Source organism: Pedobacter sp. GR22-6 (genome assembly GCF_037402555.1).
Taxonomy (GTDB): Bacteria; Bacteroidota; Bacteroidia; order Sphingobacteriales; family Sphingobacteriaceae; genus Pedobacter.
On record NZ_JBBEUC010000003.1, the window covers coordinates 886,110 to 900,639 of the forward strand.

Annotated in this window: 10 protein-coding genes; 6 read left to right on the plus strand and 4 right to left on the minus strand. The window is 48.2% G+C overall.

Features of this window, described 5'->3' with window-relative positions; translation table 11 throughout:
• Positions 1 to 3 precede the first annotated feature (3 nt).
• The 3 genes from WAE59_RS17715 to WAE59_RS17725 all read left to right on the plus strand — a co-directional run bounded on the left by WAE59_RS17715 (position 4) and on the right by WAE59_RS17725 (position 1,983).
• Positions 4 to 975, plus strand: coding sequence for an STN domain-containing protein (locus WAE59_RS17715; protein WP_337857299.1), 972 nt, complete (start codon positions 4 to 6; stop codon positions 973 to 975).
• Positions 976 to 997: 22 nt separating this feature from the next.
• Positions 998 to 1,180: a hypothetical protein gene (locus WAE59_RS17720; RefSeq protein WP_337857300.1), complete on the plus strand. Its 183-nt coding sequence runs from the start codon at positions 998 to 1,000 to the stop codon at positions 1,178 to 1,180.
• A gap of 182 nt (positions 1,181 to 1,362) precedes the next feature.
• Positions 1,363 to 1,983: a DUF6266 family protein gene (locus tag WAE59_RS17725; RefSeq protein ID WP_337857301.1), complete on the plus strand. Its 621-nt coding sequence runs from the start codon at positions 1,363 to 1,365 to the stop codon at positions 1,981 to 1,983.
• A 54-nt stretch (positions 1,984 to 2,037) separates the two neighbouring features.
• On the opposite strand, the gene WAE59_RS17730 is transcribed toward WAE59_RS17725, so the two are convergent.
• Entirely contained in the window at positions 2,038 to 5,004 is a 2,967-nt protein-coding gene (locus tag WAE59_RS17730; RefSeq protein ID WP_337857302.1) for a glycoside hydrolase family 2 protein, read from the minus strand.
• 158 nt (positions 5,005 to 5,162) lie between these two features.
• Between WAE59_RS17730 and WAE59_RS17735 the strand changes: the two genes are divergently transcribed.
• Entirely contained in the window at positions 5,163 to 6,440 is a 1,278-nt protein-coding gene (locus tag WAE59_RS17735) for a rhamnogalacturonan acetylesterase (RefSeq protein WP_337857303.1), read from the plus strand.
• Between the two features lies 1 nt (position 6,441).
• On the opposite strand, the gene WAE59_RS17740 is transcribed toward WAE59_RS17735, so the two are convergent.
• The gene (locus WAE59_RS17740; RefSeq protein WP_337857304.1) at positions 6,442 to 7,368 is read right to left on the minus strand and encodes a glycoside hydrolase family 43 protein; all 927 of its coding nucleotides are present in this window, start codon (positions 7,366 to 7,368) and stop codon (positions 6,442 to 6,444) included.
• A gap of 193 nt (positions 7,369 to 7,561) precedes the next feature.
• Here WAE59_RS17740 and WAE59_RS17745 point away from each other — a divergent pair, with 193 nt between their 5' ends.
• Positions 7,562 to 8,593 carry a GntR family transcriptional regulator gene (locus WAE59_RS17745; protein WP_337857305.1) on the plus strand — a complete coding sequence of 344 codons (1,032 nt, stop codon included), beginning with the start codon at positions 7,562 to 7,564 and terminating at the stop codon, positions 8,591 to 8,593.
• 72 nt (positions 8,594 to 8,665) lie between these two features.
• Here WAE59_RS17745 and WAE59_RS17750 read toward each other — a convergent pair whose 3' ends face one another.
• Together WAE59_RS17750 and WAE59_RS17755 are read right to left on the minus strand one after the other, a co-directional pair.
• Positions 8,666 to 10,351 (minus strand): amino acid permease, encoded by a 1,686-nt coding sequence (locus WAE59_RS17750; RefSeq protein ID WP_337857306.1) that lies wholly within the window; start codon positions 10,349 to 10,351, stop codon positions 8,666 to 8,668.
• A gap of 134 nt (positions 10,352 to 10,485) precedes the next feature.
• On the minus strand, positions 10,486 to 12,849 hold the full coding sequence (locus WAE59_RS17755; protein ID WP_337857307.1) for a sodium-translocating pyrophosphatase: 2,364 nt from the start codon (positions 12,847 to 12,849) through the stop codon (positions 10,486 to 10,488).
• Positions 12,850 to 12,998: 149 nt separating this feature from the next.
• Here WAE59_RS17755 and WAE59_RS17760 point away from each other — a divergent pair, with 149 nt between their 5' ends.
• The gene (locus WAE59_RS17760) at positions 12,999 to 14,420 is read left to right on the plus strand and encodes an APC family permease (protein ID WP_337857308.1); all 1,422 of its coding nucleotides are present in this window, start codon (positions 12,999 to 13,001) and stop codon (positions 14,418 to 14,420) included.
• Positions 14,421 to 14,530 lie beyond the last annotated feature (110 nt).

A 14,530-nucleotide genomic window follows, 5' to 3' on the forward strand; every position in this document is an offset into this window, starting at 1 on the left:
ATTATGAAGCTAATCATAGTCTTAATGACCACTTGCCTGTTGCAGGTGAGTGCTGCGGGCTTTGCGCAGAAAATAACATACACAAAAAAGGGCGCTACGTTGGAGCAGATCTTTACGGAGATCAGGAAACAAACCGGCTATAACGTAGCCTATTCGGGTGCTATGATAGATAAGAACACTAAAATGGATGTCAATTTCAAAGCCACCGATTTGACAGACGTCCTGGATGTAGTGAGTAAAAGTCAAGATTTGACTTATTCCTTTGACGAAAAGAACATTAGCCTTAAGCCTAAAGAGAAGTCTTATTTGGAGACGGTGATAGACCGATTTCAGGCGATTGATGTCAAAGGTAAGGTGGTAGATTCCTTAGGGAATGGTATTGGTGGGGCAACTATTAATATTAAAGGCACGAAGATCGGGACTACTACTGCAGCAAATGGAGATTTTTGCCTGAAAAATGTGGATGAAGAGGCCTTATTAGTTGTGTCTTATCTGGGTTATATGACTAAAGAAATAAAAGTCAATAAGGATTTTAATTACATCCAGCTTCAAATGAGTACTTCAAAACTTGATGAGGTACAGGTGATTGCTTATGGTAAGACATCACAGAGATTGAGTACGGGGAATGTGACCGTAGTTAAAGCAGAAGAGATTGAAAGACAACCAGTAAATAATCCCTTGTATGCACTTCAAGGACGTGTACCAGGATTGCAGATAACACCTAAAACGGGTTTGGCCGGAGGAGCCGTAAATTTACAAATTAGAGGCAAGAGTTCTTTAAACTCAGGAACCGAGCCATTGGTCGTAGTGGATGGTCTACCTGTTACGAACAATATTACAGGTCTTGGACATCCAGGTTACGATGTCAGTGGAGGAAATCAGTTATCATCCCTTAGTTTTATCAATCCAAATGATATAGAATCAATCAGTGTGCTAAAAGAGTCCATCGCTCTTTCCTGCCAAGAGGAAGGTTAAGGCAGCAGGACGAGGAATGGTGATGGGATTGTATTACCCTTCTCTTGGCCGCGTTGGGCATTGTGGGATCGTAACGGAGCTGAGGGGTGATTTTTGTGTCACCGTTGAGGGAAATACGGGAGCAACAGCGCAGCGCGAGGGGCAGGGGGTATGGCGCAAGATGCGGCATAAGCGGACGATCCACTGTTATGCGGATTGGTTGTGACTGGATGCGCAAGTCTGAAGACTTGCGCTAGTGCGTTTCGTCATCCTGAATTTATTTTGCTTCGCAGCTACTTCGTGGTCAGGATCTCTCTTAAGAAAGACCACTTTGTAGGTGCGAGATCCTGAAATAAATTCAGGATAACGAATCGCTTTAATTAAAAAAATAAATCATAAAAAGAAAATATGGCACATTACAAAAACGGAAATTTCCAGGGAAGAATCGGAAATCGGGTGTATTATCGCCTGAACGGTAAAACGGTGGTGCGTTCGGTTGGCAGGACTGAAAAGGCACCAAGCTTAAAACAATTGACCTGCAGACAAAGGCTGAAGGTACTTAACACATTTTTTAAACCGATCAAAGCTTTTTTAAATGTGGGCTTTGCGCTGCAGCAAAAAGGCACATCGAAGTCTGCGTATAGTGAAGCAATGGGGCATAATCTGGAAAGGGCTACGACAGGGGAATATCCGGATGTGGTTTTGAATTATGCAAATGTGCGGGTCAGTAGGGGCAAGCTATTGCCTCCGTTAGACTCTTCCGTAGCACAGGAAGCTGCCGGACTCAGGTTCAGCTGGTCTCAGCTGGAGGTAGATTATCAAAACCGCTACGATGCAGCAATGGTATTGATCTATTTTCCTGAAAACGGAGCGGCTTTGTGCTTGCTGAATGCGGCACAGCGACAGACAGGCGAAGTATTCGTACCACTGGATGCCGCACAATTGCTCATGGAAAAACAGATCTACCTGGCATTTGCGGCTGAGGGTAGAAATGGCCTGAGTGACAGCGTCTACCTGGGGAAACTGTAAAAAATAAATGGGCTGTACGCGGATGCGACAGCCCATCTGTTATTGTTTTATGGCTCAGGGCTGCTCAAAGATATCTGCTTCAATGATGCTCAACACGCCTTTTCCTTTCAGTCCCTTGACTTCAATTCCATCATCCAGTTTCTTGCCGTTCATCTCTGTGCCGACCGGGCCGGCCTGCTGATCTGCACTGCTGCCTGTAAGCTGAATCGTGACCGTTTTGCCTTTAATCGGTTTTACTGGGGTAGTGAAATAACCTAGTCCCGGTACGGTATTGCCTTTAAATACTTCTTCCTGATCTACGAGGATCCTGATGGGGAAGGATTTGCTCCTGAATCCGTTTAGTTTCAATGCCACTGCAGTGACGGTACTTGCTTTGGCCAGCTCGTAACGGATCCAGGCGGTAGACAACTGTCCATCATTGGACCATCCGCTGAGTTCATTGTCGTCATGGCTCATTCGCGCATTTTCTTCATTTGCCCCTGCTTTGATGCCGCTAACAGCGATACTTCTCCGAATGGGAAGATAGGTTTGCAGCATTGGTCTTCCTTCACGCCGGAAGACAGGTTGCAGTCCTTCGTCTGGCAGATGGAGCGAAAGTCCTTCCTGAACCGCAAAAGGTAGGGAAATGAAGCTGAGTTCTGCTGCCCTCAGCCCGGCTGAACTGGCCTTTAGGACAATTTTTCCAGCGGTAGTCGTTGAGCGGATGATGACCCGGTTCACACCACACTCTACCGGGATTGCCTTGGACAGGATGTAATTGTCTGGCCCCTGCGCAATCCCCCCGCGCCATTCTGCCGGACCTTCCAGATCAAAATTGACCAGGTTCAGCGCCGTAGGGCAGCGGTTTCCGTTTTTGTCTACGACTTCTACCTCTGCGATCATGGCATCTGCGCCATCGGCTTTAAAGCTTGTCGCTCTTTGAAGGGTTTGCAGTTTAAGCGCATAAGGTGCTCCAGCAGTGCTCAGGTAGGTTTCAGCGAGCTTTTTGCCTTTCTGGTCATAGGAAATGGCTTTCAATGTTCCGGCTTTCCAGCTGACTTCTTTGAAAGTAAAGATGAAGCCTGAACTGACTTTGCCAAAGCCCAGGGATTTGTTGTTCAGGAATAGTTCTACCTTATCGCCGGTTGCAACAACATAGATGTCTTTCTTTACGCCAGCTTTATAATTCCAGTGCCCGATCAGGTGAATTCCGGTTTTTTTTGGTTCTACCCAACCGTCCCAGATCACCTTGTGGGCAAAAAAGCCGTCTTTGGGGATGCGCATGGCATCGACTTCTCCGCTGCGGCGGTAGTTTTCTTCGCCCCGGTAATGGGTATTGGAGTCGGAAAAAATGATATTTACGCCACCTGAACTGACGCGATCGCCGGTACCCGGACGCTCTACATAATAATCGTTCCAGCGCGCCACGCTTTCCAGGGCATGGGAATCCTGGTTGCGGTTGTAATCGCTGGCGTCGGCACCTTTGTAAAGCGGGCCGGCTCCGTTCTTGTGGTAGGGTGGACTAAATTCGTCCCAGTATTTTCTCAGCCCCTCGTCCCGGGAGTATTCCATGGACCAGAGTGGCTTGCCTGCACTTTTGTTGACATAGAGCATTTCCCCGCCATATTCGGCACTGTCAATGTCCAGCATCTCACGGGAACCGATGGCCCGGTATCCATGCGGATCGTACTCGTCGCGGATCGCCCTCATTTCTGCCATATGCTCCGCGCTGATCGATTCGTTGCCACATTCGTAAAACAGGATGCTGGGGTTGTTCCTGTTGTAAATGATGGCATCGCGCATCACTGATTTCCGGTGCTCCCAGCGTACCCCTTGCACATCTTTTTCTGCATCGCCGGCCGGCATGGCCTGGATGAGCCCGACACGGTCGCAGGATTCAATGTCTTGTTTCCAGGGGGTAATGTGCATCCAGCGCACAAGGTTGGCATTGCTCTCTACCATAAGGCCATTGCTGTAATCGCTCATCCAGGGCGGTACAGATAAGCCCATGGCCGGCCATTCATTGCTGCTGCGCTGGGCATAACCTTTCATCATCAGCACCCGGTCGTTCAGGTAAACCATGCCTTTTTTAAATTCCCCCTTGCGGAAGCCTGTTTTGGTGCTCAGCTCATCTATCGACTGGTCGCCGATTTTCAGGCGGGTGATGACGGTATACAGGTAGCCATAACCCCAGCTCCAGAAATTCAGGTTGCCGACCCGGGCCTCGGCTTTGATGATCCCTGTAGTTCCGGCTTTCAGGGTTTGGGAAGTCCCGGAGAAGGTTTTGATGCTTTTGCCCTCCAGATCCCTGATCTCTACTTCATAGCCAATGGTCTGTTCGGTATCGCTGTCGTTGCGGACCTCTGATTCTGTATGGATCACTGCAGTACGCTGTTCGAAATTGAAGTCGGAAGCATAGATGTATACGCCCTTCGTATTTAGTGCGGTGTATAGGGGCAGGGTTTGGTAAGTTTTTCCTGTAGTATGCAGCCGCACGTTCTTGGAGAGTCCTCCGTAATTGGCATTGAAGTTCCTGTCGTTCCACTGATAACCGGAATTGGTGGATTTTTCTTTGTAGTTCCAGGCATTGTCTGTGCGTACAGCCAGTACGTTTTCCTGTCCGGCGGGCTTCAATAATGGGCTCAGGTCGAAGCCCACTGCGGTAATGCCATTCTCGTGCCTGCCGATGAAAGTCCCGTTCAGGTAGAAATCGCCTCCCTGGCGTACCCCTTCAAATTCTATAAATACCTTTTTGCCGGAATCGGCAGCATCGAGCTTGAAATGTTTGCGGTACCAGCATATGCCGGTCGACAGTGCCTCAATGGATTTTTTAAATGCCTCGTCTTCATTCCAGGCATGTGGCAGTGTTACGCTTTTCCAGGAACTGTCGTCAAAATCCGGTGCTTCTGCACCCTGGGGATCGCCTATGGAAAGTTTCCAGGCGGAATTAAAGTTATAGGTACTCCTTCCTGTTTTGGCCTGTTGCGCATAGGCACAGATGGTCAACAGTAAAAGCGCCAGAAGGCTGAATTGTGTTTTCATTTGCGTTAATGAGGTTACATTTGGTGAATGGTGTTGAAATTAGGTTTAATCGGCTGCTCCTGCAACCTGTTCCATCCTGAATTTTCTGCCATACAGGATGGAACGTGTTGGAACTTGTTGCGGGCTTCCGTATTTTTCAGCACCAAATGAAGCACGTGATGAACATTAAACAACTATTTATATTGCTGGCACTATGTAGTGTACAGGCAATCAGTTCCAAAGGACAGGACAAAACCACTTACAAATTTGATTTCGGTACGGGGAAAGCGATCCCGGGCTTTAAAAAGGTCGCTGCAGCTGACCAGTATAGCGTTGCCAAAGGTTATGGTTTCGATTTCCAGACTGCCATCAACAGCGAGGGCCGGCCATTTTATTTTTCTGTGGCCCTGCCGGAAGGCAATTATAAAGTGACTGTCAAGTTGGGTGCGTCCAGGGCATCCCTGACGACGGTTAAGGCCGAGTCGCGCCGACTGATGCTGGAGGACGTTCGTGTAGCAGCCGGGAAATCGGTGATCAGGACTTTCATCGTCAATGTAAAAGATAAAAAGATCAATGCCACGGAAGTGGTGGGCCTGAAGCCAAGGGAGCTGACCAAGCTCGACTGGGATGATAAACTGAGCCTGGAATTTGACAAGAGCGCTGCCCTGCAAACGCTGGAGATCAGCAAAGCAGAGGAGCAGCTGACGGTTTTCCTTGCCGGCAATTCGACGGTGGTGAACCAGGATGACGAGCCCTGGGGTTCATGGGGACAGATGATCCCGGTATTTTTTAAGCCTGGAGTTTCCATTGCCAACCACGCAGAATCGGGCTTGACCCTGGGCTCTTTCCTGGGGAGCAGGCGCCTGAAAAAAATATTGAGTGTCATGAAGCCCGGCGATTACCTGTTCATCGAATTTGGGCACAATGACCAGAAGGAAAAAGGCCCTGAAGCTGGAGCATATGCTTCCTATACCGAGCGGCTGAAGCTTTTCATCAGAGAAACCAGGAATAAGGGGGGCATCCCGGTGATCGTGACCTCTACGGCCAGAAGGTCTTTCCAGAATGGTAAAATGCTGCATACCCTCGGCGATTTTCCGGATGCCGCACGTAAAGTCGCTGCAGAGGAAAAGGTCGCACTCGTAGACCTGAATGAAATGACCACCAGGCTCTTTAATGCGATGGGAGAGGAGGAATCTAAAAAGGCTTTTGTGCATTATCCGGCAAATTCTTATCCTGGTCAGGATAAGCCCCTGGCAGACAATACCCACTTCAATACTTATGGAGCCTACGAGATCGCGAAATGTGTGGTAGAAGGAATCAAAAGCGCGAAGCTTGGCCTGGTCAAATACCTGGCTGAACCTTCTAAATCTTTTAGTCCGGACCAGCCAGACCCGGTATCGGACTGGCACTGGCCGGAGAGTCTCAGGAGCAGTGTGGTAAAGCCTGATGGCAACTAGCTCATTGCGCCAGTAGCTTTTTCAGTTCTTTTTTGGTGATTTCCAGAATGCTGCCATGCCTGATGCCGGAAGGCAGGGAAATCTGATCGGATATGTCTGTCCAGCTTTTCAGGTCTGTAGAACGCAATGCGCCATATTTGTGGTCCCGGTATTTATCGAAATAGAGGAGCCAGTCCTTGCCCTTTTTCAGTACAGTTGGCCCCTCAGCCCAGTAATTTCCGGTGATGGCAGGACCTGCTGCGGAATAGGGACCGCTGATCTGGTCTGCAAATGCAAGCTTGAGGTTTTTCTGTGCCGGTTCCCTGGTCTCATCTTTCAGGAACATGATGAACTTTCCCTGATGCGCAACGATCGAAGCATCGATGACATTGAATCCCGGATCGTACAATAATTTGGTTTCGGAAAAGTGCTTAAAGTCGCTCGTGCTCACACAATAGATGCGGTGGTTGTAGCCATTGTCGGCCGTTGAGGCGGTCTCGGGAAACTTACCGGAAATGGTCGTGGCCCAGTAGATCAGGTATGTTTTTGTTGCGGGATCGTAAGTGATCTCCGGCGCCCAGGTATTCCTTGCTGCCTCTTCTTTGGCCATTACCGGGATAAACTGTTGCTCCGACCAGTTGATGAGGTCTTTGGAACTGGCATAGCCAATGCCCTTGTCTTTCCAGCTCACCGTCCAGACCATATGAAAGCGTCCGTCCGCACCGCGGATGATGCAGGGGTCCCTCATGAGTTTGTCCCTGCTTACCGATGGGCGGAGAAAACTCTGGTCTTTTTTTAGCGCAGTCCAGTTGTAGGCGTCTGTGCTGTAGGCAAGGTGCAGGCCATCTTCGCCATTTCCTTTAAAATATGCAAAGAGGTAAGTCTGCTGTGCATGGGAACTGAGCGCGGTGATGGTCAGTGCGAATATCAAAACAATTATTCTTTTCATTTTTTTCTGAGTTGCGAGCGCTTGTTTGAAGCCTGCTTGATGCAGTGAAAATAAGAATAAATGTCGATGTAACATTTGTTATCTAACTGATTTTTCCGCCTTTTTCCGGCAACGATTGCATAGATAATGTTTGTTATTCTATGCTTTTCTTAATAAACTAGCTTCCGGAAATCTCCGATAACCAAATAACTGTATGAAACTGACCTATTCTTACGATCACATCCGAATTAACGAGTATTCGGCAACACCGAAGTATATTCAGCTGACCAATTCTATCCTGTCGGCCATAGAGTCTGGCTACATCAAAAAGGACGACATCCTGCCTTCCATTTGTGACATCAGCAATGTCCTGGAAATTTCCAGGGATACTGTGGAGAAGGCTTACAAGAACCTGAAACGCAAAGGGGTACTGGAGTCTATACCAGGAAGGGGCTTTTACATTATAGACAATCAGGTGCAGCAGCAACTGAAGGTCTGTGTACTGTTCAATAAGCTCAGTCACTACAAGAAAATCTTGTACGATTCCTTCTTAGCGGAGCTGGGGGATGGTGTCGCAGCCGATCTGTTCATCTATAACAATGACCTGACGATTTTTAAGAATTTCCTGGCAGATAAGAAGGACCGGTATTCCCATTTTGTGATCATCCCTCATTTTATCGAGGGTACAGAACATGCCTATGAGGTGATCAATACCATTCCTAAGCACAAACTGATCATTTTGGATAAACGCATCCCTGGTATCACGGGCGATTATGCCTGTGTATACGAAGATTTTGAGAATGACATCTACCGGGCTTTAGAAGAGGCCTGTGATTGCCTGAGTAAATACCATACCCTGAAACTGGTGTTCCCTCCAAACAGTTATTATCCGAAAGAAATACTGGACGGTTTCTACCGCTTCTGTCAGCACTATGCGTTTACTTATAAATTGGTGCACTGCATCGCCTCTGAACCCATCAGCCCGGGTGAGGCTTACATCAACCTCCAGGAAGACGATTTGGTGATCCTGATTGAGCGGATCCAATTGCTTGGGCTGGAGATCGGAAAGCAGGTCGGCATCATTTCTTATAATGAATCGCCGATCAAGCGGGTGATCCTGAGTGGCATCACCACCATTTCTACAGATTTTGTGAAAATGGGCTGTATCGCAGCGAATCTGGTTCGCCAGAATTCCCATGAACACATCGAAGTGCCCTTTCACCTGAAACTCCGGCCTTCATTATAGCCATCATTATCATCAAAAAGCCCCCTTATACTTTCGCATAAGGGGGCTTTTGATTTAAAGGTATTCGTTATTTTATTTCGGTTGTATGCTACTTGCACTGGATGCGCGGTAAGCGTACAGCAGAATGTGTGCGATGGCAAATGCCAATGAGAAGTAATACAGACCTACATCATCTCCATTGGTGATGCTGTGGTGGATTAAGGCCACACCTACCAGTAAAATAGCCAGCACCAAACCGACATAAGAAACCACTTTCGTGCTCCTGGTCAGTGTAGCCTGTTTATTGTCTGATAAAAGACTGTTTCTGATTCCGTAGAAAAGGTAAACGTTGATACCGATGATCATCCATACCAGGAGACGGATCCAGGTATCCAGTGGTAAGAATACCATCATACCTAAACAAACCAGTACACCAAGGATCGGAACCAGTGGTACCAAAGGCACTTTAAATGCTCTTGGCAGTTCCGGCATGCGCACCCTCAGGATGATGATTCCGATGCAAACCAGGATGAAGGCGAAGAGTGTACCGATACTGGTCATCTCACCAACGACCCTCGCAGGTACGAAAGCAGCAAACAAACTCACGATTACCATGAACAATAAATTGCTCTTGGCAGGTGTGTTGAATTTGGAGTGAACATCTGAAAATACTTTAGGCAACAAGCCGTCTTTACTCATGGAGAAGAACACACGGGACTGTCCGAGCAGCATCACCAGGATCACAGAAGCGTAACCGCCCAGGATCGCAAGGATGATCGCTTTGTTCAGCCATGGATAAGCCGGAGTAACCAGACCTGCAGCATCTTTAGCACCCATATTGTCAATCGCAACCGCAACCGGAGCAATTCCGTCCTGACCTTTGAACAACTCATAGTTGGCCACACCTGTCATGACGTGTGCAAAAAGGATATAGAGAATGGTACAGATAAATAAGGAAACCAGGATACCGATCGGCATATCCCTTTTTGGGTTTTTTGCTTCCTGTGCTGCCGTAGATACCGCATCAAAGCCGATGTAGGCAAAAAATACGATCCCCGCAGCCCGGATTACACCTGACATTCCATACTCACCGAAAGTCCCGGTATTATTTGGAATGTAAGGCTGGAAGTTGTCGTTATTGATGTATTGCCAGCCCAGCAAAATGAATATGATCACAATGACCACTTTCACAGCCACGATCACTCCGTTGATGAGTGCAGATTCCTTAGTGCCTTTGATCAGTACCAGCGACATGAGTACAACGATAAATACGGCAGGAAGGTTAAACATTCCGGAAACAATGGATCCGTCGGCAAGGGTAACGCTGTCGAATGGAGACATGGTGACCTCCGGCGAGAGGTGAATGTCGAAATACTGGAGGAATTTGACGAGGTACCTGCTCCAGCTGATAGATACAGTGGCGGCACCAACAGCATACTCCAGTACGAGATCCCAGCCGATGATCCAGGCTACGAATTCGCCCATGGTGGCGTAAGAATAAGTATAGGCACTGCCTGCTACAGGGATCATGGATGCAAACTCTGCATAGCACAAGCCTGCAAAGGCACAGCCTACTGCGGCAATGATAAAGGAAATGGTGATCGCCGGTCCGGCGTTATTGGCAGCAGCAGAGCCGGTGATGGAGAAGAGTCCCGCACCGATGATGGCACCAATACCCAAAGCAACGAGGTTGACGGGCCCAAGGGTCCGCTGTAGCGTGCCCTCTCCGCTTTCCGAAGCTTCCTTTGTAAGTAAGTCAATTGACTTTCTAAAATTCATAATTTAAAGTTTAGTTAAAGTGTATCTATAGTGTCGCTTAATTTTGTGATTTTAAAAGCCAAACCTAAATAAAATATATCTAAAAGTAAAAGGGATTCTTTTTCAAAAACCCCTTTTACAAGTAACAATTCTAATTAATTTTCATTTTCCACGGCCTTCATCTGCTTATCGATCTGTTTATCGAGTTCTTTTTGCAGAGAATCTACGTGTTTTTGCATTTCTGCCTGCAAAGCCGAGTTCCCTCGCTCCAGTTTCTGTCTCAATGAGTCGGTATTTACCGTCACTTCGACAGAATTGGAATCTGAAGTGGCGGTAATGTTCATTCCATTGATGCTAATGGGAGTTCTGGAGACCATTTGGTCTGAAGACACGGCGATGTAGGGTGCGATGACCAGCGAAACTATCGACATCAGTTTGATCAGGATGTTCATAGAGGGGCCTGAAGTATCTTTGAATGGATCGCCTACGGTATCTCCGGTTACAGAAGCTTTGTGTGGCTCCGATTTTTTGTAGTACATCTCGCCGTTGATCTCTACACCTTTTTCAAAGGATTTCTTGGCATTGTCCCAGGCGCCACCGGCATTGCTCTGGAATATCCCCATCAATACACCAGTTACGGTTACGCCCGCCAAAAGTCCGCCCAGTACTTCCGGACCAAAGATGAAACCAACCACCACTGGTGTGATCAGGGCGATTGCACCTGGCATCATCATCTCGCGAATGGAAGCCTTGGTAGAGATCGCTACGCATTTTTCGTATTCAGGTTTTGCCTTGTATTCCATGATGCCAGGGATTTCCCTGAACTGCCGGCGTACTTCCTGTACCATGTCCATGGCCGCTTTACCTACCGCCTGGATGCACAGTGCAGAGAATACAAAGGGAATCATTCCCCCAACGAACAGACCTGCGAGTACGGGTGCTTTGTAAATATCAATGGCAGAAATTCCGGCTATACCTACGAATGCTGCAAACAGGGCCAATGAAGTCAATGCTGCAGAAGCGATGGCAAAGCCTTTCCCTGTAGCTGCTGTGGTATTACCTACGGCATCTAGGTTATCTGTTCTTTCCCGCACTTCAGGTGGCAACTGGCTCATTTCGGCTATCCCGCCTGCATTGTCGGCAATAGGCCCAAAGGCATCTATGGCCAGTTGCATGGCTGTTGTTGCCATCATACCTGCCGCTGCGATGGCCACGCCATACAGCCCTGCAAAATAATAGGAAGCCATGATGCCCCCAGCCAGTACCAGAATCGGCACAACAGTCGATTTCATACCCACGGATAAGCCGGCGATGATGTTGGTGGCATGTCCCGTAGAGGATTGCTGGATGATGGAATTTACCGGTGCTTTGCCCATGGCCGTATAATATTCGGTGACGATACTCATGATGGTACCTACGACCAGACCGACAATGATCGCATAAAAGACATTGATGCTGGAGAACTCATAACCACGCAGGTTGAGTGTTGGCGGCAGCATCCACATCACGATAAAGTAAGAAGCGACGCCTGTGATCAGAATGGATGACCAGTTTCCCAGGTTCAGCGCATTTTGTACATTGGAGTTTTCATCTTTAATGGTCACGAACCAGGTACCTACAATGGAAAACAGGATGCCCAGTCCACAGATGACCATTGGCAGCAATATCGGCGACATGCCCCCAAATTTATCGGTGACGGTGATCTCCTGGCCCAATACCATGGTGGCCAGAATGGTGGCTACATAAGATCCGAAAAGATCGGCACCCATACCTGCCACATCTCCCACATTGTCACCAACGTTGTCGGCAATCGTGGCGGGATTTCTGACATCATCTTCCGGAATCCCTGCTTCTACTTTTCCAACCAGGTCGGCACCTACATCCGCTGCTTTGGTATAGATACCCCCGCCTACACGGGCAAAAAGTGCAATGGATTCTGCACCGAGTGAAAATCCGGTCAGCACTTCAATGGCAGTTTTCATATGAATGGGATCTGCACCGTTAGGTCCGATCACATTGAAGTGGTTCAGGAATACAATAAATAAGCCACCCAGACCGAGTACCGCAAGGCCGGCAACGCCCAGACCCATCACGGTTCCACCGGTAAAAGATACTTTCAGTGCCTGCTTCAGGCTGGTTCTTGCTGCTTGTGTGGTCCGTACATTGGCCTTAGTCGCCGATTTCATCCCGATATATCCTGCAGTAGCAGAAAACACCGCGCCGATGACAAAGGAGACTGCAATGATCCAGCTCGAATGGATCGGTTTCCCGTTGATTTCATGAATGGTACCGGAATAGGCCAGTAAAGCACCAGCGAAAAGAACAAAGATGCTCAGTACCCTCCATTCTGCTTTTAAGAAGGCCATGGCACCATCGGCAATATAGCCGGCAAGTTCCTGCATGTTTTTGTCGCCCGCATCCTGCTTGTTCACCCAGGCGCTCTTGATGGCCATAACGATCAGGCCAACTAAACCCAGGGCAGGAATAGTGTAGATCAAGTTGTTCTGTAAAAACTCCATAGAATAATTTGTCGTTTAGTGATATTTTAGTTTATACTTGGTTTGTTAACTGGATGTAATATAGTTTTTTTTTAAATATCTTAGCATGCCCGAAGCAAAACTTTATTGGGCGATAAAAACCACCAACCAAACTAAAAAGAAATCATCAGATGAAAGAAGAAATGGAAGACGGCTCATTCAAGAGGGAGTTAGGTCTGTTAGACGGAACCATGCTGGTCGTGGGATCCATGATCGGCTCCGGAATTTTTATTGTAAGTGCCGATATTGCCCGTCAGGTGGGCTCTGCAGGCTGGCTGATCCTGATCTGGGTGCTGACCGCAGTGATCACCGTCATCGCGGCAGTGAGCTATGGCGAACTCAGTGCCATGTTCCCAAAGGCCGGCGGACAATACGTATACCTCAAAGAGGCCTATAACAAGCTGATCGCATTTCTTTACGGATGGAGTTTATTTGCGGTGATCCAGACGGGGACTATCGCCGCCGTAGGGGTGGCCTTTTCAAAGTTTGCCGCTTATTTATATGAGCCTTTCAGCAACGAAAACATTTTGTATACCATCGGGAGCTTTGAACTGAATGCCGCACAGCTGGTTTCCATCGTCACCATTGTACTGCTCACTTACATCAATAGCAGGGGGGTCAAGGATAGCAAAGTACTGCAAACGATACTGACCATCATCAAGATACTCTCTTTGTTTGGTCTCATCGTCTTTGGCTTTACCCTCGCTGCGAAAGCCGAGGTCTGGGATGCCAACTGGACGAATGCCTGGGAGACCCGATCTTTCAGCCTGGACACCAAAAGCTGGAGCCCCATCAGCGGGAGCCTGCTGCTTTCCGGAATCTGCGCAGCCATGGTAGGTTCGCTGTTTTCCAGTGATGCCTGGGCCGGGGTAACCTTCATCGCTGGTGAAATCAAAAACCCACAGCGCAATGTAGGGCTGAGCTTATTCCTGGGTACGTTTATCGTGAGTGTCATCTATATCCTGGCCAACCTGATGTACGTGGCTGTACTTCCCCTGGATACAATCACCACTGCAAAATCGGACCGGGTGGCTGTAGTAGCTGCACAATATATATTTGGGGAGGCCGGTACCATCATCATCGCGGTGATGATCATGATCTCCACTTTCGCCTGCAACAATGGCCTGATCATGGCGGGCGCCAGGGTCTATTATACCATGGCCAAGGATGGACTGTTTTTCAAAAAAGCATCGGTGCTCAACGCCTCTGATGTTCCGGGCTGGGCGCTCTGGGCGCAGGGAGTCTGGGCTTCGGCATTGTGCCTGACCGGTCAATATGGTGCATTGCTGGATTTTGTGGTGATCATTGTGATGATCTTCTATATCCTGACGATTTACGGGATTTTTATCCTGAGGAAGAAAATGCCGGATGCCGAACGTCCTTACCGGGCTTTTGGCTATCCTTTTCTTCCTGCACTTTACATCATTCTGGCTACTGCGCTTTGTATCGGTCTGCTTGTTTATAAATTGGAGACCTGCGGCTGGGGCGTGCTCATTATGCTGATCGGGATACCGGTATATTACCTGACTAAGGAAAAAGAGGCGGTGGCTTAAAAAAGGAACAGGGATAGACTTAAATATAAGCTATCCCTGTTTTATAGATGGTTGATCCACCACAGATCAACCTAAACCAAACAAACCGCATATATAACGCGCCATATTGC